The following is a 19,059-nucleotide window of genomic DNA, read 5'->3' on the forward strand; positions in this document are numbered from 1 at the left end:
ATGCTGGCCTGCAGGGCATAAAGGCAGTCATCCAGCGGCAGYAAMGTATGCCGGCGAAAAGCGACTGCCATGGCTTCTTCGGTTTCTGTCAGGCTCGTTGAGCGAGGCTCTTTAGGGCCAGTTTTCTGATCTTCGACAGTCTGGCGCTTKCGCCATTTYGCAACKGTTTTCGGGTTGATCCCGAACTCCTCGCTCAGCGCCGCGAGCGAAGCCTGCGATCGCTGTAKTGCTGCTCGCACGGCGTGCGTGGTCGTGGCGCTGCCATGACGTATCTGTCCCATAAGGCTTCCTTCCACTCGCGTGAAAATAATACCCCATCAAATCCCGGGACTAAACACCTAGCCATCAGCCCTTGGTCTACTTGCAGAGCGTGGCCGGAGCATGACGCGCTGCTAGCCTCTGATGGAAGTCGGCATGAAGCGCTGCAAGTGTAATCTGGCCAAAACGCGCGAGAAGTTGGACCGTAACATCCGCAAGGACGCCACTCAATGCATCGTTAACGGCTTCCTCAACAAGGCATTCAGTCTTTTCACTTCGGTTCCCTATGGCGAATAATCTTGGGGCATCAAGAGCCTCGTAAATATCTCGCAGCGTTACCCGATCCAACTGGCATGAAAGCGTCCACCCCCCGCCATGTCCTTTCTCGGAGTGCACATATCCATGCTCACGCAGACCGCCCATAAGACGTCGCACAACCACGGGGTTGGTGTTAAGGGCGCGAGCCAGGGCTTCTGACGTCATGGGCCCCCCTGCTTCTGCCATATGCAGGAGTACGTGGAGCACACAGGATAATCTGTTATCTTGTCTCATGTAACTTATTGTGTTGCTAGAGTGCGATTTCGTCAGTATATCATGAAACTAGAAAAGTGACATGAAAGTGTGTGAGAACACTCTTACTTCGAGGACATGCTGTATGAATTTGCTCGAAATTCTGGACAGTCGGCGTCGTGGCGACTGCCGCATCCGATATCTGGCAACAAGCCCAGAAACCATTGACTGGAATTCCTGCAGCCAACTGGCCTGTCACGGGCCGCTGGGTCATAGGGTGGCGCAACGGCAGGATCTATGATCCAATGATTGGAAAAAGACCGATCCTGAAAGGAGAGGCAGTTGTCGGCTGGGCATTTCATTATCTGATTGGTGCTATTTATGCTGCACTGTATCTCAGTTTTGTGACTGTCATAGCAGAGACAGTCCCCACATTGTTGAATGGTCTGATCTTCGGACTGATTACGCTTTTAGCGCCATTCCTGTTTATGAAACCCGCTTTGGGCGGCGGTTTTTTCGGACTTAGGGCTCCCAATCCTGGAAAAGGACTATTTCTCAGTATAAGCGCTCATGCTGTCTTTGGAATGGGACTGTATTTAGGTGAACTTTTTTACCAAGGTTTTTTCTGAAACCTTATTCAGAGAGTGATTACAGTTTTCTATAGTCACGAGGACTGACACCTTTCACTCTGCGGAAGACCTGAGCAAAGTGACTTGGACTGTCGTATCCGATCCCCAAGGCGATCTCGATAATGGAAAGATTGGTCTTACGAAGCATTTCTGATGCTTTCTGGACGCGGTGCTGCATGAACCAACCAGAGGGGGTTTGTCCCGTGGTTGTACGGAATGAGCGACTGAAGTGAAAACGGCTCATGCCACACAAAGCAGCAAGACAATCCAAATCAAATGCCTCAGCCAGATGTGCTTCCATATGATCAAGAACTCTACGCAGTTTCCATGTGGGCAAGAGAGTGGATCGTAGCTTTATCTTAGCTCTGGCATCAGCATACTGTCTTAAAAGATGAACTGTCAGACTTTCCAGAAGACCATTTACAAATAAGGGATTTGCAATGGCGGGAGATTGCATTTCAGCTACCAGACCACTCAAAATGCCTGATATAAAAACGTCCTGTCCTCCCGAGACATCCCGCATTCGAATACGTGAGGAGTTCAGATTTAATGACATGGCGGCTCGGTTAACAAGCTCAAGTCCAAGATAGAGATGCAACACTTCAAAACAAGTGTCGTCCTTGCCCTGCCAACGCATCAGATAGGGTGTGTCCGTCTGCGTGAGGTAAAACGTTCCAGCTTTTGCCTTGCTCTGTTCCCAAGGTCCTGTCAGTTCACGCTCTTCAATATTTGCTTCTCCGCTGATAACCCAGACAAGCAAGGGTTCTGCGACGGCAGGTACAAGAATTTCGTCTTCTTGTAACGGGCGAGAGAAGATCTGGACGTCAACGTCGTTCCAGACATCCCCTTCACTTTGTGCGATTTTCTTCCCGGGGAGAAGTTGCTCCAGTGCCAAACTGGCAGCACGCCGAGAAGGAAGGCAGGGCACCCCCATCTGTTACACTCCCTGATTTCCATGCACGACTATCTATAGCGCAAAATCGCAATAGTTTCAGCAAGAAGCCAAGAGAGATATCTTCTGGCATAATTTACACCTCCTTCGACCAACAAGGGCGATTGAAGGCTCGTTGCGTGGAGAAGATTATGAACATTGCAGGAAAAATTGCTCTGGTGACCGGAGCATCCAGTGGCATTGGTGCGGCAACAGCGCGCAAACTTGCAGCAGAAGGAATGACAGTCGGCCTGGCGGCACGTCGTCATGATCGCCTGAATGCACTTGTCAGTGAGATTATCAAGGCTGGCGGTCGAGCGATTCCTCTGGTGACGGACGTTACTGACCTTGTCTCGTGTCAAGAAGCCGCAAAGAGCTTGATTGCCCAATTTGGAAGGATTGATGTTCTGGTCAACAATGCGGGCCTGATGCCCCTATCTAGCGTTGACAGCGTGAAAGTGGACGAATGGCAGCAGATGGTGGACGTCAATATATCCGGTGTTCTTAATGGAACGGCAGCCGTTCTTCCGCAGATGATCGCACAACATTCGGGCCATATTTTTAACATGTCCTCGATTGCAGGCCGGAAAGTCTTTACGGGTCTCGCCGTTTATTGTGCCACCAAAGCTGCGGTGACAGCGTTTTCAGACGGCCTCAGAATGGAGATCGGACCAAAGCATAATATCCGCATTACCTGCATTCAGCCGGGAGCCGTAAAATCGGAGCTTTACGACCACATTACAGATGCTGATTACCGCAAACAAATGGATGATCTTGCAGCGTCCATGACCTTTCTCGAAGGCGAGGACATAGCAGACAGCATCCTTTTTGCTTTGAAATCACCTGCACGCATGGATGTTGCAGAACTGTTTGTTCTTCCGACTGAACAGGGATGGTGAACAGGAACTTATTGCCAACTGAGCTTAGGAGTCAGGCACCCTTCCGTCGAAAAGAGGCTTCAGGCTGGAAAGCCTCTTGAAGCTCGGTCACAAAGACCCGCAGCTTTGGTGTCATAACCGGACCTGCGTTATAGAGCAGGTGCATGGGCCTGTCCGGAACTTTCCACCTGGGCATAAGCCGGACAAGCCGTTTGCTTTTCATATCTGGAAGCAGAGCCTGCTCGTATCCCAGCAGAATGCCATCGCCACCAAGAGCTGCAGAATGCAGAACACTTGAATCATTACTGATTATCTTCCCGGACACGGTGACAGGTCGCGTAACGCTCCCCTGAGAAAGGTACCACGTGGTTACAGGGCCGCCGGAGTTTTCATATACGAGACACTCGTGGCGCATCAGATCTTCGGGCTGCCCTGGAAAACCGTGTTTTTCCAGATAGGTTTGAGCCGCGCAGATGACCCGACGATAGGCCGTCAAAGGACGACTGACCGCTGTAAGGTCCGTTTCCAGTTCACCAATTCGGATCACAGCCTCATGACCATCCATTGTGGGGTGAACCAGTTGGTCTGTCAGGGATAAATGCACTTGAATTTCTGGGTATCTTTTTTGAAAACTGTGAATAAATGATAGAAATACCGTTCGCCCGAAGGTGACTGGGACGCTGACAGATAATGTGCCGCGCGGTGTGCCAAGCATATTGGCTGCCAGACTGTCAGCTTGTTCAGCAGCCTGCAGAACAAGCCGACATTGCTCGCAATAGAGGCGTCCTGTTTCAGTCAGACTTTGCCGACGTGTCGTTCGATGCAACAGGCGAGCACCAAGGTGATGCTCCAGAGCCTCTATATGCTTGGCGACCATCTGCGGCGACAAAGTCAGATGCTGGGAGGCCGCAGCAAAGGACCCCAATTCCACGACCTTGATAAAAATCTTCATGCTGGTTAACCGGTCAAGCATTCATCATCCTCAGTTGTGACTGATGTCTCGTATCGACAATTTATCCAGCGAAAAAGAGGAATATGCTGAAGGCTTCGAGTGATTGGCAAGTCTAGTTCTGGTGGAGACTTTCGAAATGCCTGTTTATCTTGTGCGCATGGACCACCCTGACGGCGAGGGATGGGGACAGCATGTCGCAGCCCACGTGTTGTATCTCAGGCGCCTTATTCAGGAAGGCAGCCTGCTGGCCTCCGGTCCGTTGAAAGGTACCCCATTGCGCTCCGGCTTTCTAATTATGAAAGGCGCCAATCGGCAGGAGATTGACGCGATGATTGCCGGTGATCCCTTTGCATCCGAAGGTTTGATTTGTGATCTGCGGATTGAAGAATGGGACCCACTATTCGGGTGCCTGTCAAACCATGCAACAGGCGCACTCCCGCAAGAATTGAAGTCTCTTTTCCCTTCATGACGACAGCGCTGTGTTTTTTGAGAAATAAGAACGAAAACAGAGCCTTGGGATTATGAACGATCTTCAGTGGTATACTGTAGGGGATGCCCGCATACTAAAAATACAGGATCTGACGCTGGCAGCACTCACTCCAGAACACTTGCTTCCTGACTGGGATGATGCAACGGCACTTCAGGTCTATCCTGATCTGTCTGAAACGCTGGATGCTTCAGAAACGAAAATCCTTTTGAGCGTTCATAGCTGGCTCATCAAGGATCGCGGTCGGAACATTCTTGTGGATACGGGGGCCGGGAATAGCAAGGCTCGACCTGCTGCTCTGTATTTCGATCACTTGCACACCGTGTGGCTTGAAAATCTGATGCGCGCTGGCGTCCGGCCAGAAGATATCGATTTTGTTCTTCTCACCCATCTGCATGTTGATCATGTGGGGTGGAACACACGCCTGCAAAATGGCATCTGGGTTCCGACCTTCCCGAATGCCCGATATGTCTTTTCTAGAGCCGAATATGATTTTTTCAGTAATCCAGTTCATGATAGCGTCCGTAATAAAACCAGTTTCATGACACGCATTGATAGCGTTGATCCGATTATCTCGGCGGGTCTTGCGGATCAGATTGACGTAGACGGATCCGAAGTTCTTGAAGGAATTTCCTTTCACCCCACACCTGGGCATACGCCACATCACGCGTCTCTTGTGCTGAAATCAGGTATGGAGCGTGCGCTCTTCACGGGTGATGTCATGCATCACCCTATTCAGGTGTGTATTCCGGAGTGGAGTGCCGTTTTTGATGCAGATCCTCAGATAGCCATCATATCGCGCAAATGGGCTTTGAATTATGCTGCCGAACACACCGCAGCAGTATTCACATCGCATTTTCCGATGACATCCGCTGGAAAAGTGATGACATACGACCAGGGAAGGGGTTGGTCTTTCCTCTAGGGCTGCCATTATGTCCGCTGTTCACCTCGTTCAATTCCATTGCGGACATTCCGCTTTCCTCCCTAATTCGCCTGTCTGCTCAAGGGAACCAGAACAGACAGGCGGCAGTCGCCCTCATGTCGGTCGTTTGGACCACAAGGTTGTTTGCCAAATAGCGGACATCAGCGCTTCAAAGCCTTGTTGCAGAGATTGTCTGGATCTCACTAATTGTACCTCTTGAATGATCCCAAGACACAGACGGGCAACCCATGGACGTTGCGATGAAAATTTCAGCGATACGGAATTGTGATCGGATCATATGACAAGCACGCCCTTATATCCTCGTCATACTGCCCTATAGTATGACAAGGATACTCAAGGGTAGTATATTCGGGAGTAAGCGTTCGTGCCGCACACACCGGCTGAGAAAAAGCGCGTTCTGGCCCGCGTGCGCCGTATTCGCGGGCAACTTGATGCGCTGGAACAGGCTTTGGAGAAGGGAACTGATTGCGGTCCGGTGCTGCAACAGGTGGCGGCTATCCGGGGAGCGATCAACGGATTAATGGCCGGTGTTCTCGAAAGCCACCTGCGGGAAGAATTTGTTGAGTGTGCCGGTGATCGTGATGCTGCCAGTGGTTCGATCGAGAATGTGGTGTCACTCGTTCGATCCTATCTCCGGTAATGCCCTCGATGCTGGCTGATAGGTTATTTGGAGAAAAAATCATGAAATCACGGGCCGCAGTTGCTTTCGAGGCGGGTAAGCCCCTTGAGATTGTCGAGATCGATGTAGCGCCTCCTCGTGCTGGTGAGGTGCTCGTGCAGATCACGCATACGGGTGTGTGCCACACTGATGCGTTTACCCTGTCAGGGGATGATCCCGAGGGACTGTTCCCAGCCGTTTTGGGTCACGAAGGCGCGGGAATTGTCATCGAGGTCGGAGAAGGGGTCACCAGCGTTGCCCCCGGCGACCATGTCATTCCGCTTTACACGGCGGAATGCGGTGAATGTCTGTTCTGTAAGTCGGGAAAAACCAATCTCTGCATTTCAGTGCGCGCCACACAGGGTAAAGGTGTGATGCCGGATGGCACGACACGCTTCTCCTACAAAGGTCAGCCGATCCATCATTACATGGGGTGTTCGACGTTCAGCGAATACACGGTTGTCGCCGAGGTTTCTCTGGCAAAAATCAATCCCGCATCCAATCCAGGGCATGTCTGTCTGTTGGGATGTGGCGTCACCACAGGGATTGGTGCGGTACACAACACGGCCAAGGTGCAGCCGGGAGATACGGTTGCCGTCTTCGGTCTGGGCGGGATCGGTCTGGCGGTCATTCAGGGAGCGCGACAGGCAAAGGCTGGCCGGATTTTCGCTATTGATACCAACCCGGAAAAGTTTGAACTTGCCAAGGCCTTCGGTGCTACGGAGTTCCTCAATCCGAAGGACTACGACAGACCGATCCAGCAGGTTCTGGTGGAAATGACCGGCTGGGGTATTGATCACACCTTTGAATGTATCGGCAACGTCAATGTCATGCGCGCGGCGCTGGAAGCCGCGCATCGTGGATGGGGGCAGTCGATCGTCATCGGAGTGGCAGGGGCCGGTCAGGAGATATCAACCCGTCCCTTCCAGCTTGTGACGGGGCGTTCGTGGCGCGGCTCGGCTTTCGGTGGGGTCAAGGGACGCAGCCAGCTTCCCGGCATGGTCGAAGATGCCATGCGTGGCGATATCGAACTTGCGCCTTTCGTAACCCACACCATGCCGCTCGAAGACATCAATACGGCCTTCGATCTGATGCATGAGGGAAAATCCATCCGTTCCGTCATTCATTTCTAAGGTCTGCGTCTCACCGCGCAACATCATTTCCAATGGTTGGAAATTACAGGAGAACGATCATGGCAGTTATTTCCGGTGACGGTGTTTTCTCTCACGTTTTTCTTGGGGCAGTGGATACTGCGGTATCCGCGAAATTCTATGACGCCGCGCTTGCGGCTCTGGGCATAAAAAACCTGGGGCCGTTCGGGCATGGGTGGATTCTGTATGGCCGCGAAAAGCCAGCCTTCATCATTGCACGTCCAGGCAACGGTGAAGCGCCCTCAAGCAACGGTGTCACCATCGGTTTTGCAGCAGCGACACCCGCCGAAGTGGAGGCTTTTCATGCTGCAGGTCTTGCCAATGGGGGAACCGATGAAGGCGCACCCGGCCCGCGAAGCCACTTACCGGGCGCTTACGCTGCCTATCTCCGGGATCCGGCAGGGAACAAGATCTGCAGTTATACCTTCACGGACGGTAACTGACATGCGCAAAAGGCAGTGAGAGCCATGGAACGCAAGGAAACACATGCCTCTTTTGGGGGCGTGCAGGAAGTCTGGCGACACAAGTCCGTGTCGTTGGGTGTGGAAGCAAACTTCGCGATCTACCTGCCGCCGCAGGCAAAAACTGAAAAGGTTCCCGTTCTTTACTGGCTCTCCGGTCTGACATGTACGGAGCAGAATTTCATTGGCAAGGCTGGCGCGCAACGCGTGGCCGCAGAACTGGGCATCGCCATTGTCGCGTCGGATACCAGTCCACGGGGCGTGGGTGTGGCCGATGACGATGCGTACGATCTTGGACAGGGTGCCGGATTTTACCTCAATGCGACGCAGGAGCCGTGGGCTGCGCATTATCGGATGTATGATTACGTCGTCACGGAACTTCCTGCGCTGATTGAGGCGAGCTTTCCGGTTACGCAGCAGCGAGGCATTGCGGGACATTCGATGGGTGGATTTGGCGCCATCATGATCGCGCTGCGTAATCCTGGCCGCTATCGTTCTGTGTCAGCCTTTTCACCCATTGTGGCGCCAACGCAGGTACCATGGGGTGAAAAAGCATTCAGTGCTTATCTGGGGCCGGATCGTGCCAGTTGGGCAGCCTATGACCCGCTTGAACTTGTGCGGACAGCGAAGGAAAGACTGCCTGTTCTGATAGATCAGGGTCTGGCGGACCAGTTTCTGAAAGAACAGCTCAGGCCAGAACTGTTCCAGGAAGCCGCACAGAATGCAGGGCAGGAACTCATCCTGAATCTTCGTCCTGATTACGATCACAGCTATTATTTTGTAGCCAGTTTTATTGCAGATCATCTCAGATATTTCGTGAGTAAACTACGATGAATAGATTGTCAGTTTTTTGGATCTGGAATTTTCTGGCTTTGAGTGGAGATAAAATCTGTTAGGGGCATCTTTCAAACTGTGAAATCAGCTGGCAGCTTTCCGCACCTTTTATCCGGAAGCAGTCCAACTGTTTTGTTTTCTTCCACGATTTGCCTGTTTGCTCAGCGATATTAGAGCAGACAGGCAGCAGTCGCCTACATGTCAGAAGCCAGAGCGTCGCTCTTCGCTTCTCTGAAACGGACGTGTTCATGGCTTGCGAGAATAGGCTGTTGTCGATCACGACCAACATCACGAGCATCCCGCCTAAAATGCGCGGTATGTGCCGGCGGCCAAGTGCGATGACCCCGCTCGTCTCTGTTAGGGCGTAGGGGGAACTCAAGACCAGTCTCCCTGGAAACGGTTATTGATGGATGACAGGCTCAATGATCGTCGGAATTGCAGCCCGGAGCACGCGGAGAGCTGACGGCTTGGCGCAGCCGGTCGACCCGATTACGCAAGTCCCGCAGTTCGGTGATCGACAGCCCGGTCGCCGTTAACACACAAGCCGGAATCGTCTCGGCCTGAACGCGCAGGGCCCGACCGGCCTCGGTCAGATGAACGCGCACCTGTCGTTCGTCCTTCTGGTCGCGGGTGCGCTCCACAAGGCCAGCGCCCTCCAGCCGCTTGAGCAATGGGGTCAGGGTGGAGCTAACCAGATCGAGTTGTGATCCGATTTCGCCGACAAGTCTGCCGTCACTGCTCCACAGGACGGTCATTACTAGATATTGCGGATAGGTGAGACCGAGCGGCTCGAGCAGCGGTTGGTACAGCCGATTGAAGGCGTGGCTCGCGGCATACAGCGAGAAGCACACGAAATTCGACAGATCAGGTGTGGATGGGTCTTCGTTCATATCGTCCTCCATAAGCAGGGCCATTATATCGCGTAATATCAAATCTCGGGCGATGTTAATGCATAGGAGCTATGCACTCTAACATGTTGCGCGATAATATCGCACGCGATATGTAATGCTTCACAGGCCGATCGCAGCCTGATCGATACGGAGTTTTCCATCATGAAGCGCCTCTCCACAGTCATCGCCTTGGCTACCGCTATTGCCGCCGCGCCCGCGCTCGCCGCTCCCGTGCTGGAGCCCACGACCCAGCATTTCCTCAGCGACCTCGCCACCGCCCATGTCCCGGCCATCCCCTCGCTGTCCCCGCACGATGCCCGTGCGCTGCTGGACGGCGCGCAGGCGTCGGTGAAGGTCACCGCTCCCTCTGCCCGGATCACCGACCGCGTGCTCCCCGTTGGCCCGACCGGCAGCACACGCATCCGGATCTATCGCCCGTTCGACGCCCCGAACCATGCGCCGGCCATCGTCTATTATCATGGTGCCGGTTGGGTGATGGGCGGCCCGGCCAGCCATGACCGCCTCGTGCGCGATCTGGCGGCGGGCAGCGGTGCGGTGGTCATCTTCGTCGATTACGAACGCTCGCCCGAGGCGCGTTATCCAACTGCGATCGAGCAGGATTATGCGGTTCTGGAGTATGTCGCTCGTCATCCGGTCGAATTCGGGATCGATCCATCCCGCATTGCCATCGCCGGAGACAGCGTCGGTGGTAATATGGTTGCGGTCGTCTCCGCCCTCGTTGCGGAGCGGCATGGACCCAGGCCCGTAGCCCAGCTCCTGTTCTATCCGGTGACCGATGCCGCGATGAATGACGGATCCTATCACGAGTTCGCCAGTGGCCCCTGGCTGACAGCGAAAGCCATGGATTATTTCTGGAACCAGTATCTGCCTGCCGGCACGGACCGCGCCCAGCCGCATGTTTCGCCGCTGAACACGCCGGACTCCATCCTGCACGGGCAGGCGCCAGCATTGGTCATCACAGATGAAAACGATGTCCTGCGTGACGAGGGCGAGGCCTACGCCCGACGCCTGGTCGAAGCTGGCGTGCCGGTCATAACGACCCGCTATAACGCGACGATCCACGATTTCGTTATGCTCAATGCGCTTGCCAAGACGCCGGCGGCCACCGCCGCAGTCGCCCAGGCGGCTCATTTCCTGCGCGATGCCTTTACGAAGGTAAAGTGAGAGAACAGGGGCGGTCTGAAGCAATTTCCTCCAAAAAGAGGGAGCGCTTCAGCCTCGCGCTGGCTGCAGTTTCTGCTCCGTCCCTCAGGCACTGACCATGAACCTATCGCTGGCATGACGACTGCATATATGCGGGGTCTTATGAGACGGACAGCTCTCGCCCGACGAAGTAGGTTGTCAGGTTGATCTTCAGGAGACGCCCATTTGTGTCGTGACAGTCGATTGCACGAATGACCGATTTTCCAGTCTTACCGCCCAACAGCCGACATTCTGCTCACCCGCCTGATCTGCCTGTCTGCTCCGTGATGCAGGAGCAGACAGGCAGCAGTCGCCTACTTCCGGCCGATTAGATGCAGGCTACATGCTTCTCGAAAGCGGACGTTTACAGATAGTTTGGCTGGCAAACATTGAGAGCCTGTATGGCGATCTCACCAAATTCCTGATCTCTTGTGATTTCGAACTGAGTGACCGGACGCACCTGAAGGAACATCTTTTAAACGGAAAAACTCTTCTACTTGATCTCAGTAAGAGCAATTCATTGCGAAAACTTTCTGATTGTTATCGGGATCAGCTTTCTTACATCGCTTGTCATGCGAAGGGCTATTGGGGCCTTTATATCTCGCTCATTCGTCCTGATAGCTTTATTGCCTGGGCAAGCGATAATTTTCCAGATGATATCTAAAGCGATATAGGCATTATTCAAATTACTTATTGTTTCGCCTAACAAGCAATATTTGGCCTTATCTTTATTTTTCGAATCAATAGGTATATATTTAACGCCCTAGTATACGTCTCTCTGGTACTGGAGGAGGGGAGGGATATAGTATCAACCCTTTTTCCATATCAACATCTACGTGTGCTTCTGGATAAACAGAGAGGGCTAGTTTTAGTGGGCCTGTAATATCACGTTTGAAGTCACGCATACGCGCATATTCTGGTCCAAACTGCCCTTTGAAAGCATACCACGAGATAGATACTGGTTCTTTGAGAATATGTAGCCTGTAAGCTAACCAAATATATGTATCTATCGCTTTTGATTTTCCGGATATTTGACGAATTGCTACTTCCCGAAGTGGCAAAGGGTGGTCAATCAAGCTTTCGTAAAAACTTTCGTCTAAACGAACAACTTCTCTCCAAAACGAAGGTTGATTTTCATCTTCCTGAATTGGAAAGATTGCGTCCCGTACAAATGCTCCGTTACTAACCATTTTTGCTCCATTGTGGACGCGAAAAAATGTTAGTCTGCACTGACTGATTCTTTTTGCTTGGTCTCTTACGGAATTATAAGTTTTCCCACCAACAGTAATTCCCATTACTTTAAGCCAAGCATTCATCGAAGAGCCAAGCTCGACTTCACGGGATTGTGTCTTTACTGCTTGAGTTTGTAAATAGAGGAGAATCATACGAGCCATTGAGCCGTATGGAATACCCACGGGAGTTTTGTCGTCGTTTAAGCCGCTTTCAATAAGAAGTTTGATTCCTCCGCCTTCACGTTCCCATACGGTCTCTTCAGTCTTTTTATGAGGCAGAGCAGCCATCGCAAAGCCCGAATGAGTGATGCCAATTTGTAAAGCTTCATCACTTAATACTTCATGAGCAGCATCGACACATACACGGCTTAGCTGCCCATCGAGAGACGCCTGTCGCCGAGCTTCATGGAGTCCATGGCGTTCAAGAAGATTGTGTATTTCACCCATGAACCTGACTTTCCATGGCCGACGATCGGGTGTCAATTTGGACTTTGCTCGCGGCGATTTTTCCACAGAACTCCCTTGGACTCCACTCGCCGTGGTTTGGACTCTGCTCGCGCGCTCTAGGAAGATTATTAGATATATTTATTAGATATGCGCGACCAGAGTCCAAGGGATAACCACCATTGTAGCGAGCAAAGCCCAAGAAATGAGCGAGGAGATCCCAGGGGATAACTGTTCTAAATTCAAATCGCTGTGCATTACGGCTGTCTGCAATGAGCGAGGAAAGTCCAAGAGGGTGCGAGAAGAGTCCAAAAGATGTGAAAGAGGATGATGCGGACAGCGAGGGGGATAGAGCGAGAAGAGTCCAAACAACTGAATGGCACAATAAGCTGGCCGTTAGGCGGTGCAAAAATTTCTCATCGTACCGTTTGAATAGAGAACCAAACATATTGATTCTAATGGCCTAATTTCTAAATGTAGGATAAAATTAGCCTTAACTTCAGTGAGATATCGAAGATAATTCTGAATCCGCTGATTGCGACAGTAAGCTTACCGGGATAGCTGGTCAGGGACGATCAACTGCAAATGTTCGTGGCAGGTGCAACTGTCTAAGATATAATTCTCCTCGTTTTTCAAGTTCCAAAACGGCCGAAAGATGAGCAGCCCACGCGGCCTTGCGCTGCATTAGGTTTTGAGGGCTGGCTCCAAGAGAAAAATGAATCACGCCCTCGACGAGGTCCCACGTGCTCTCCGGATAGTCCCGAACTTTCCGCTGCCACCATGCCAAAGCGTCCTGAACAGAAACACGCGGTACTAAAGAAGGCTGGAAGATACTCTCTGGGGGCCGCAGCTTTGCCCTCCGACGAGATGCTGACAAAAGCGCGTCCAGTAGATCTTGGGTGAGGATTGAAGACGCTGTCTCAGCAGCAGAAGGCGAGGGGGGCAGTTTCCCGCGTCCAAAAACACTTTCGCCCAGCACAGGCCGAGTTTCAAAGCACTCCACGGCTTGCAAAAGCTTGTCCTTTCGAAGCAGGGCGCGTTGGAGCTGCTCGGCTGCGGAGTGGGCGGCAAGGTGCTCTTCAGTATCTTCCCGAAGCAGAAGAGCCGAGCGCATTTGAAGAAGGGTCGCTGCCAGAACAAGATCGTTCGCAGTCTGTTCGAGAGGACGGTTTTTAAGTCGCTCTTCCACGCAGATCAAAAACTGGTCGATCAGCTCTCTCAGCGGAAGCGTCCGAAGATCTATCGCACGATGGCGGACGGCCTGCAGCAGCGCCTCCAGCGGGCCCTGCCAGGCTCCAACTTCCAAAAGCAGTCCCTCAGACATCGTAAAGCGGGCGTATGGAAAAGGTGAGGTCGGGCCATTGGGTCGCAATGGCCCGAAGAGCCGGCCAAGGCGTCCAGTCCGCCGACCAGAAAGAAACACTCCAGTGGTTGGTGATCTTTTTCGGATGCCCGTCCATGACTTCGACTTGCCGCAGTGGCCGGGAGGTTCCCCAGTGCTCCCACAGCCACGTTTGTGTCATGGGGGAAGCGGGGCCGAGGGAGAGAAGATCCAGAGGCATAGGACAAAGGGCATTAAGGTCAAACGGAACAGAGCTCGATCCTGTCTCCTGCGCGAGAAGGACCGTCTGAGTCTGGACAATCTGGCCGATCAAAGCGGCTGTCCGGGAGTCCCCAACGGGAAAGATCCGGCTCAGATCTTCGCGGTTGGTGACATCCGGTCCCCACGACAGACGCCCAGTCCCCGCTGCTGCCGCCCGGAACTGGGCCAGCACGGCTTCTGACCCTGTGACGGTCAAGACATGTGCCAGCCAGTCCGGTTGAGGATTGAATAGCGGACGAGAAAGAGGGGTCTTCGGCTCTAACAGCTCTGACCCGGCGATTGAAAATGCCGTGCCGCTTGCCGGTGGCCTTGGGGTGTGGCGGGTGAGCGCTGGACGGGTGGGGAGACGAAAGCCGCCCCCCAGTTCATCGTCGTCACTGGGGCCCGGTTCGAGATACCCGTGGGCAACGGGTCGTGCTTCCAGTTCCAGACGATAGGCTTCCAGGCGCGCGACTGTCGCATCAACGTCGGCGATGATTTCAGCCGTTGTCTGTGGCACGGGCTACAGGTCCAGAAGATGGGCGGGAGAATCCAGGTCCAGACGGGCCCGACGGACATAGCGGCGCATGCTGCGCAGGTCCCGGTGGCGGGTGTGTGCCATGATCTGCTCGTCACGGGCATTAGCCCGGAAGGCCTCAGTGACGAAGCCGGCACGCAGCCCATGCGGGCTGAGGCGTTCCCCGGAAGGCACCTTAAGCCCGGTTACCCCAGCACGGCGCAGCAGGATCTGCCGGACGGCATCCGGATGCAGGGCATCGCGTCCCACCTGCTCCCAGCGATTGATAGACCGGAAGAGGGGACCGTCAATAATCTCGGCCTTTTTCAGCCAGCGCTCCAGAGCCAAAACCGGACAGGTTTCGCGATGCCTGCCGCGCGGCAGAAAAATTTCTTCGCCCCGGTGTTCGGGGTCTGTCTTGCTGCGGGCGATATGGAGCTTCACGCCGGTTCCCACGATCCGGACGGTCTCTGTCGTTAAAGCAACCAGCTCTGAACGGCGCAGCGCCCCGGCAAAGCCGATCAGCAGAAGGGCCCGATCGCGCAGATCCGCCAGCGCTTCGACGGTTTTGCTATGCTCGGGGGCGACGAGCTTACGGAGTTCCTGGGAGGTGAGGGCAGCGGCCTGTTTCTGAGGCGCGCCATACACACGCCCTGCCGCGCGGAGGGTAGTGCGGATGGCCGCATGGCCGGAGCTCCACTCCAACCCCCGCATGCGATGCTGATAGCCAATGGCAGCCAGGCGACGGTTGAGAGCCGAGCGGCTGAAACGTGGTGCCAGACTGTGCAGCCAGGCCGCAACGACGGGAGGAGCGGCCGGAAGTGGGGGCGTGTCGTGTTCGTTGCACCAGTGACAGAAGGCCTGCCAATCATGAGCATAGGCTCGCAGGGTTTCGGGTGCATAGGCTGCGGTCCGGGCACTGTCTTTTGCGGCGTCCAAGGCACTTTGCAGAGCAGGGGAGGGCGCTTCGGAGAGACGCTCTGCGGGATCTGTCGGGACTGTCATGCCGGTGATCTTCCCTCTGAAATATCCAATAAATCTGCCGTAAGACAACAATTAAAGCAACCTTGATCTAACACGCGGTAAGAGAACATTACCACGTGTTAGAGTGACAAAAAACGGTCTTAGAATTCCCTCAGAACGAGCCCAAAAGGGCCTAAAGCGGCCCTCTGAGGCCTTCCAGCAGCGGATCCAGCTCCGCCAGGGACTTCAGGCCGTAGGTCACGAGAAAGGTTTCGGTCGTGGCCCAGAGCTGAGGCTGACCCGGCACAGGCTTACGACCGACGCTGCGAATGAGATCTTTCTCCTGCAGCAGGGTCAGGGTTTTTTGGGGCAGGGCCGCATCCCGGAAACTTTCGATCTCGGGCCGGGTGACCGGCTGACGCGCGGCAATCAGCAGCAGTATTTCTAGCACGGCCCGGGGCAGGCGTTCTGGCGGTCGCTCCAATACCGCCCTCAGGATTTCTGCCAGATCGGGGGCGGTGCGGAACATCCAGCCGTCTCCAGCCGCGACCAACTCAAACCCCAGCCCCTCGGTGCGTCTGGCCACTTGGTTCAGGATCTGGGCGATGTCTACGTCGTCTCCCAGAGCCCGCGCCAGCATTATTCGGGACACAGGACCGCTGCTCTGGAAGAGGAGGGCTTCAGCGAGACGGACGGGATCGGGGACAGAAGACGTCATGGTCGAGAACATAGGGCCGGTTCTCCGTTTTCCGCCAGGGTTTGCGATATGCTCGGGGTGGATCTTTTGGCGGCCAGGCTCCGGAGGACGTCGTCTTCAAACGTTGTTTTTGTGCTAAAGGACAGGAATGCCGATCCGACGGGAACTGAAAGCGCTTTATCCTCCCAACTGGCCCGAGTTGAGCCGACAGGTGCGGTTCGAGCGAGCCGGGGGAATGTGCCAGCGGTGTGGCCGACCCCATGGACAAACCCTGCAGGTCCTTCCCGGGGGACGTTGGAAGCATCCGGAGACGGGGCATTGGTTTAATGGAAGGGGACGACCTGTCGCGCCTCCGGATTTGATCGCTCTGCTTCAGACCCGACAGACTAAAGTGGTTTTGGCTGCTGCGCATCTGAACCACGACCCCACGGTCAACCGGTTGCGCAATCTTCGGGCGCTGTGCCAGCGCTGCCATCTGCTGCATGATCGCGTGTACCATTTGGCGCAACGGCGGCTTACGTTCCGACGACGGTTGGCGCTCGGGGACTTTTTTGAAGGGCCTTATCGCATTGGGGTAACGCTTGATGAGACTGGAACGGGCTAAGCTGAGCTCTCTATTTGCTTTTGGGAGGAGGCGGAAGGCCGGCTATCAGTTTATTGTTGTCCGATATCAGACATTTACGATACGAGATTAACCCGAATAGATTGCCTCTAAGCCCGGTAAAATCGCCAGGAAGGCATCGCTTATAACCTGGCGCATCCAGAGATTATCGGCCGTTTTCTGCCAGAGGATCGATACAGAATAGTCTCCCAAATCAATGGGTGTCGCGCAGACAGTAAGGCCTGAAACAGCAGCAAGACTTTGGGCGGCATGAACAGGTAGTGTGGCAACGGCACGCGTCCCGATCAGGAAGGGAGGAAGGGCAGAGAAATGTGTCAGCGCCGATTGCACCCGTCGTGAGTGACCAAGATCTTTCAAGGCTTGATCTACAATGCCCTCGCGGCCTGAAAACGAGACCAGAAGATGTGGCAGAGACAGATAATCTGTCAGTGTTAGCGGCAGTGTAAGGTCGCAGGCGACTTGATCAAGTAGGCAGGCATAACCGGACCGCCCGATCTCCTGCCGCTGCAATCCGGAGCGCACATTCGGCTGTGCGACAACGGCAAAGTCGATTTCGCCCGCTTCAAAAAGGGCCTCCACGCGGTGTGTGTTAGCCTGCCTGAATGTCACTGAAACACGGGGCGCTTCTTCTGCCAGCCGCCTTGTTATCAGCGGCCCAATTGCAATCTGGAAATCGTCAGACATCCCTATGGAAAAATGTTGTCGGCTGGTTGCGGGATCAAAGGCAGTAACAGTCGAGAATGCGTTCTGGATCAGAGCGACTCCGGCCTGAAGCGGTTCCGCCATGGCGATTGCACGAAGTGTTGGCTGCATACCCCCACGGGTGCGGACGAACAAAGGGTCATCCGCCGCTTCCCTCAGGCGGCCCAAAGACGCACTGACGGCTGACTGGCTCAGTGATAATCGTTTTGCTGCTCGGGAGACGCTGCGTTCTTCCCAGAGTGCCAGAAAAGTAGTCGTCAGATTGAAATCAAGACGTGAAATATCGACCATAATGATTTTGACTATCAAAACAATCAATTTGCCCAATAATGGGAGAAAGTCCACTCTTCCTGTTCCTGTAATCCACTACATGCATGAGAGAGCCGGACATGAGCCAGCGTCGCGTCGCCGTTATTCAGGCGGGAACCAGTCTTTTCGACACTCCCCGGACACTGGATCGGATGGAGGCCCATTGCGAAGCCGCTGCAGCGCAGGGGGTTGAACTCGCAGTCTTTCCCGAGGCGTATATCGGTGGATATCCAAAAGGGCTGAGTTTCGGCGCTGTTCTTGGAAGCCGCTTCCCTGAAGGGCGTGAGGATTACCTTCGATACTGGAAATCAGCCATTGACGTTCCGGGAGCAGAAACAGCACGGATCGGCTCTTTCGCAGCGAAGATGAAGGCCCATCTCGTTGTTGGGGTTATCGAACGAGATGGGGCGACGTTGTATTGTACGGCGCTCTTTTTTGGGCCAGATGGGGCGCTTCTTGGCAAACACCGCAAGCTGATGCCGACCGGCACCGAACGACTGGTCTGGGGACAGGGAGATGGTTCGACCATTCCAGTGTTCGAAACAGAGATTGGGCGTATCGGAGCTGCGATCTGTTGGGAAAATTACATGCCCGACCTACGTCAGAGTATGTATGCCCGGGGTATCAATCTCTGGTGTGCGCCTACGGTGGATGAGCGCGATATCTGGCAGGCTTCCATGCGGCATATTGCCTATGAAGGACGGACGTTTGTGCTCAGTGCCTGTCAGTACATGACGCGTGCGGATGCGCCGGAAAATTATACCTGTCATCAGGGTAACAACCCGGAAACCGTTCTCATTCGTGGCGGAAGCGTGATCGTCAATCCGCTCGGAGAAATCATCGCAGGCCCGATCTATGATCGTGAAGCCATCATTACGGTGGATATTGATCTGGATGATGTCATCCGGGGGAAATATGACCTCGACGTGGCGGGGCATTATGCCCGCCCTGATATCTTCAGCTTGCAGGTTAACAACGCCTGTCAAAATCCGGTATCGTTCTCTGCGCAAGAGATCGATGCTTCACTGTCAAAGGTGGAGATCGAATAAAATAGTGCCGCCCATCGTGGTATTTATGGAAGCTGTTCCTAGATGTTTAGTCCCGGGATTTGATGGTTTGGATTGATGATGAATCTTTCTGGCTCTGAAGTCCAGATTTTGCAGATGTATTCGTAAGGGGTAAGGCCACTGAGGGTCTTGAGTCTTC

At 54.0% G+C, this 19,059-nt stretch carries 22 protein-coding genes and 2 pseudogenes; 12 read left to right on the forward strand and 12 right to left on the reverse strand.

Going from position 1 to position 19,059, the window contains the following annotated elements:
* A pseudogene (locus tag KP705_RS14165) lies at positions 1 to 281 on the reverse strand (IS481 family transposase); the annotation flags it as partial.
* Positions 282 to 357: 76 nt separating this feature from the next.
* Complete coding sequence (locus KP705_RS14170; RefSeq protein WP_080578982.1) at positions 358 to 810, reverse strand: Rrf2 family transcriptional regulator; 453 nt, start codon at positions 808 to 810, stop codon at positions 358 to 360.
* Between the two features lie 137 nt (positions 811 to 947).
* On the opposite strand from KP705_RS14170, the gene KP705_RS14175 reads away from it, so the two are divergent.
* Positions 948 to 1,397, forward strand: coding sequence for a DUF2938 family protein (locus KP705_RS14175; protein ID WP_308267565.1), 450 nt, complete (start codon positions 948 to 950; stop codon positions 1,395 to 1,397).
* Between the two features lie 19 nt (positions 1,398 to 1,416).
* On the opposite strand, the gene KP705_RS14180 is transcribed toward KP705_RS14175, so the two are convergent.
* Entirely contained in the window at positions 1,417 to 2,331 is a 915-nt protein-coding gene (locus KP705_RS14180; protein WP_015074867.1) for a helix-turn-helix domain-containing protein, read from the reverse strand.
* A 149-nt stretch (positions 2,332 to 2,480) separates the two neighbouring features.
* Between KP705_RS14180 and KP705_RS14185 the strand changes: the two genes are divergently transcribed.
* A complete protein-coding gene (locus KP705_RS14185; RefSeq protein ID WP_016737604.1) occupies positions 2,481 to 3,227 on the forward strand; it encodes an SDR family oxidoreductase in 747 nt (248 codons plus the stop codon).
* 31 nt (positions 3,228 to 3,258) lie between these two features.
* Here the strand turns inward: KP705_RS14185 and KP705_RS14190 are convergent, their stop codons facing one another.
* Positions 3,259 to 4,179, reverse strand: coding sequence for a LysR family transcriptional regulator (locus KP705_RS14190; protein ID WP_015074865.1), 921 nt, complete (start codon positions 4,177 to 4,179; stop codon positions 3,259 to 3,261).
* A 115-nt stretch (positions 4,180 to 4,294) separates the two neighbouring features.
* On the opposite strand from KP705_RS14190, the gene KP705_RS14195 reads away from it, so the two are divergent.
* The 6 genes from KP705_RS14195 (at position 4,295) to fghA (ending at position 8,692) form a co-directional block, all read left to right on the forward strand.
* On the forward strand, positions 4,295 to 4,627 hold the full coding sequence (locus KP705_RS14195) for a YciI family protein (RefSeq protein ID WP_016737605.1): 333 nt from the start codon (positions 4,295 to 4,297) through the stop codon (positions 4,625 to 4,627).
* A 52-nt stretch (positions 4,628 to 4,679) separates the two neighbouring features.
* Positions 4,680 to 5,567: an MBL fold metallo-hydrolase gene (locus KP705_RS14200; RefSeq protein ID WP_015074864.1), complete on the forward strand. Its 888-nt coding sequence runs from the start codon at positions 4,680 to 4,682 to the stop codon at positions 5,565 to 5,567.
* Between the two features lie 385 nt (positions 5,568 to 5,952).
* Positions 5,953 to 6,228, forward strand: coding sequence for a formaldehyde-responsive transcriptional repressor FrmR (frmR, locus tag KP705_RS14205; protein WP_015074861.1), 276 nt, complete (start codon positions 5,953 to 5,955; stop codon positions 6,226 to 6,228).
* A 41-nt stretch (positions 6,229 to 6,269) separates the two neighbouring features.
* Positions 6,270 to 7,379 (forward strand): S-(hydroxymethyl)glutathione dehydrogenase/class III alcohol dehydrogenase, encoded by a 1,110-nt coding sequence (locus KP705_RS14210; RefSeq protein WP_016738644.1) that lies wholly within the window; start codon positions 6,270 to 6,272, stop codon positions 7,377 to 7,379.
* Between the two features lie 59 nt (positions 7,380 to 7,438).
* Positions 7,439 to 7,840, forward strand: coding sequence for a VOC family protein (locus KP705_RS14215; RefSeq protein ID WP_003618982.1), 402 nt, complete (start codon positions 7,439 to 7,441; stop codon positions 7,838 to 7,840).
* 24 nt (positions 7,841 to 7,864) lie between these two features.
* Positions 7,865 to 8,692 (forward strand): S-formylglutathione hydrolase, encoded by an 828-nt coding sequence (gene fghA, locus KP705_RS14220; protein ID WP_003618986.1) that lies wholly within the window; start codon positions 7,865 to 7,867, stop codon positions 8,690 to 8,692.
* A 419-nt stretch (positions 8,693 to 9,111) separates the two neighbouring features.
* Here fghA and KP705_RS14225 read toward each other — a convergent pair whose 3' ends face one another.
* The gene (locus KP705_RS14225) at positions 9,112 to 9,606 is read right to left on the reverse strand and encodes a MarR family winged helix-turn-helix transcriptional regulator (protein WP_015074858.1); all 495 of its coding nucleotides are present in this window, start codon (positions 9,604 to 9,606) and stop codon (positions 9,112 to 9,114) included.
* 138 nt (positions 9,607 to 9,744) lie between these two features.
* On the opposite strand from KP705_RS14225, the gene KP705_RS14230 reads away from it, so the two are divergent.
* Together KP705_RS14230 and KP705_RS14235 are read left to right on the forward strand one after the other, a co-directional pair.
* A complete protein-coding gene (locus KP705_RS14230) occupies positions 9,745 to 10,767 on the forward strand; it encodes an alpha/beta hydrolase (protein ID WP_015074857.1) in 1,023 nt (340 codons plus the stop codon).
* A 361-nt stretch (positions 10,768 to 11,128) separates the two neighbouring features.
* A complete protein-coding gene (locus KP705_RS14235; protein WP_015074855.1) occupies positions 11,129 to 11,449 on the forward strand; it encodes a hypothetical protein in 321 nt (106 codons plus the stop codon).
* A 91-nt stretch (positions 11,450 to 11,540) separates the two neighbouring features.
* Here KP705_RS14235 and KP705_RS14240 read toward each other — a convergent pair whose 3' ends face one another.
* The 5 genes from KP705_RS14240 to KP705_RS14260 all read right to left on the reverse strand — a co-directional run bounded on the left by KP705_RS14240 (position 11,541) and on the right by KP705_RS14260 (position 16,253).
* Complete coding sequence (locus tag KP705_RS14240) at positions 11,541 to 12,464, reverse strand: replication protein RepA (protein ID WP_016738647.1); 924 nt, start codon at positions 12,462 to 12,464, stop codon at positions 11,541 to 11,543.
* Positions 12,465 to 13,026: 562 nt separating this feature from the next.
* Entirely contained in the window at positions 13,027 to 13,785 is a 759-nt protein-coding gene (locus tag KP705_RS14245) for a ScpA family protein (RefSeq protein WP_015074853.1), read from the reverse strand.
* On the reverse strand, positions 13,778 to 14,563 hold the full coding sequence (locus KP705_RS14250) for a hypothetical protein (protein WP_015074852.1): 786 nt from the start codon (positions 14,561 to 14,563) through the stop codon (positions 13,778 to 13,780). The genes KP705_RS14245 and KP705_RS14250 overlap by 8 nt, the downstream gene beginning before the upstream one ends.
* A 3-nt stretch (positions 14,564 to 14,566) precedes the next feature.
* Positions 14,567 to 15,565: a site-specific integrase gene (locus KP705_RS14255; protein WP_015074851.1), complete on the reverse strand. Its 999-nt coding sequence runs from the start codon at positions 15,563 to 15,565 to the stop codon at positions 14,567 to 14,569.
* Between the two features lie 151 nt (positions 15,566 to 15,716).
* Positions 15,717 to 16,253 (reverse strand): SMC-Scp complex subunit ScpB, encoded by a 537-nt coding sequence (locus KP705_RS14260; protein ID WP_015074850.1) that lies wholly within the window; start codon positions 16,251 to 16,253, stop codon positions 15,717 to 15,719.
* A 115-nt stretch (positions 16,254 to 16,368) separates the two neighbouring features.
* Here KP705_RS14260 and KP705_RS14265 point away from each other — a divergent pair, with 115 nt between their 5' ends.
* Complete coding sequence (locus tag KP705_RS14265) at positions 16,369 to 16,824, forward strand: hypothetical protein (RefSeq protein WP_016738649.1); 456 nt, start codon at positions 16,369 to 16,371, stop codon at positions 16,822 to 16,824.
* Positions 16,825 to 16,911: 87 nt separating this feature from the next.
* On the opposite strand, the gene KP705_RS14270 is transcribed toward KP705_RS14265, so the two are convergent.
* Entirely contained in the window at positions 16,912 to 17,835 is a 924-nt protein-coding gene (locus KP705_RS14270) for a LysR substrate-binding domain-containing protein (protein WP_029495917.1), read from the reverse strand.
* Between the two features lie 98 nt (positions 17,836 to 17,933).
* On the opposite strand from KP705_RS14270, the gene KP705_RS14275 reads away from it, so the two are divergent.
* Complete coding sequence (locus tag KP705_RS14275; RefSeq protein WP_016738651.1) at positions 17,934 to 18,902, forward strand: carbon-nitrogen hydrolase family protein; 969 nt, start codon at positions 17,934 to 17,936, stop codon at positions 18,900 to 18,902.
* 38 nt (positions 18,903 to 18,940) lie between these two features.
* Here KP705_RS14275 and KP705_RS14280 read toward each other — a convergent pair.
* Positions 18,941 to 19,059 (reverse strand): annotated as a pseudogene (locus tag KP705_RS14280) (IS481 family transposase); the annotation flags it as partial.

It is taken from the genome of Gluconobacter sp. P1D12_c, assembly GCF_018812105.1.
GTDB classification, from domain to species: Bacteria; Pseudomonadota; Alphaproteobacteria; order Acetobacterales; family Acetobacteraceae; genus Gluconobacter; species Gluconobacter oxydans_A.

What these genes read in the sequence shown, in the direction of transcription:
- KP705_RS14180 (WP_015074867.1), bottom strand. Translation starts at nt 2,331, where the DNA reads ATGGGGGTGCCCTGCCTTCCTTCTCGGCGTGCTGCCAGTTTGGCACTG.
- KP705_RS14195 (WP_016737605.1), top strand. Translation starts at nt 4,295, where the DNA reads ATGCCTGTTTATCTTGTGCGCATGGACCACCCTGACGGCGAGGGATGG.
- KP705_RS14265 (WP_016738649.1), top strand. Translation starts at nt 16,369, where the DNA reads ATGCCGATCCGACGGGAACTGAAAGCGCTTTATCCTCCCAACTGGCCC.
- KP705_RS14260 (WP_015074850.1), bottom strand. Translation starts at nt 16,253, where the DNA reads ATGTTCTCGACCATGACGTCTTCTGTCCCCGATCCCGTCCGTCTCGCT.
- KP705_RS14225 (WP_015074858.1), bottom strand. Translation starts at nt 9,606, where the DNA reads ATGGCCCTGCTTATGGAGGACGATATGAACGAAGACCCATCCACACCT.
- KP705_RS14230 (WP_015074857.1), top strand. Translation starts at nt 9,745, where the DNA reads ATGAAGCGCCTCTCCACAGTCATCGCCTTGGCTACCGCTATTGCCGCC.
- KP705_RS14270 (WP_029495917.1), bottom strand. Translation starts at nt 17,835, where the DNA reads ATGGTCGATATTTCACGTCTTGATTTCAATCTGACGACTACTTTTCTG.
- KP705_RS14255 (WP_015074851.1), bottom strand. Translation starts at nt 15,565, where the DNA reads ATGACAGTCCCGACAGATCCCGCAGAGCGTCTCTCCGAAGCGCCCTCC.
- KP705_RS14190 (WP_015074865.1), bottom strand. Translation starts at nt 4,179, where the DNA reads ATGCTTGACCGGTTAACCAGCATGAAGATTTTTATCAAGGTCGTGGAA.
- fghA (WP_003618986.1), top strand. Translation starts at nt 7,865, where the DNA reads ATGGAACGCAAGGAAACACATGCCTCTTTTGGGGGCGTGCAGGAAGTC.
- KP705_RS14200 (WP_015074864.1), top strand. Translation starts at nt 4,680, where the DNA reads ATGAACGATCTTCAGTGGTATACTGTAGGGGATGCCCGCATACTAAAA.
- KP705_RS14210 (WP_016738644.1), top strand. Translation starts at nt 6,270, where the DNA reads ATGAAATCACGGGCCGCAGTTGCTTTCGAGGCGGGTAAGCCCCTTGAG.
- KP705_RS14185 (WP_016737604.1), top strand. Translation starts at nt 2,481, where the DNA reads ATGAACATTGCAGGAAAAATTGCTCTGGTGACCGGAGCATCCAGTGGC.
- KP705_RS14245 (WP_015074853.1), bottom strand. Translation starts at nt 13,785, where the DNA reads ATGTCTGAGGGACTGCTTTTGGAAGTTGGAGCCTGGCAGGGCCCGCTG.
- KP705_RS14170 (WP_080578982.1), bottom strand. Translation starts at nt 810, where the DNA reads ATGAGACAAGATAACAGATTATCCTGTGTGCTCCACGTACTCCTGCAT.
- KP705_RS14215 (WP_003618982.1), top strand. Translation starts at nt 7,439, where the DNA reads ATGGCAGTTATTTCCGGTGACGGTGTTTTCTCTCACGTTTTTCTTGGG.
- KP705_RS14275 (WP_016738651.1), top strand. Translation starts at nt 17,934, where the DNA reads ATGAGCCAGCGTCGCGTCGCCGTTATTCAGGCGGGAACCAGTCTTTTC.
- KP705_RS14235 (WP_015074855.1), top strand. Translation starts at nt 11,129, where the DNA reads ATGCTTCTCGAAAGCGGACGTTTACAGATAGTTTGGCTGGCAAACATT.
- KP705_RS14240 (WP_016738647.1), bottom strand. Translation starts at nt 12,464, where the DNA reads ATGGGTGAAATACACAATCTTCTTGAACGCCATGGACTCCATGAAGCT.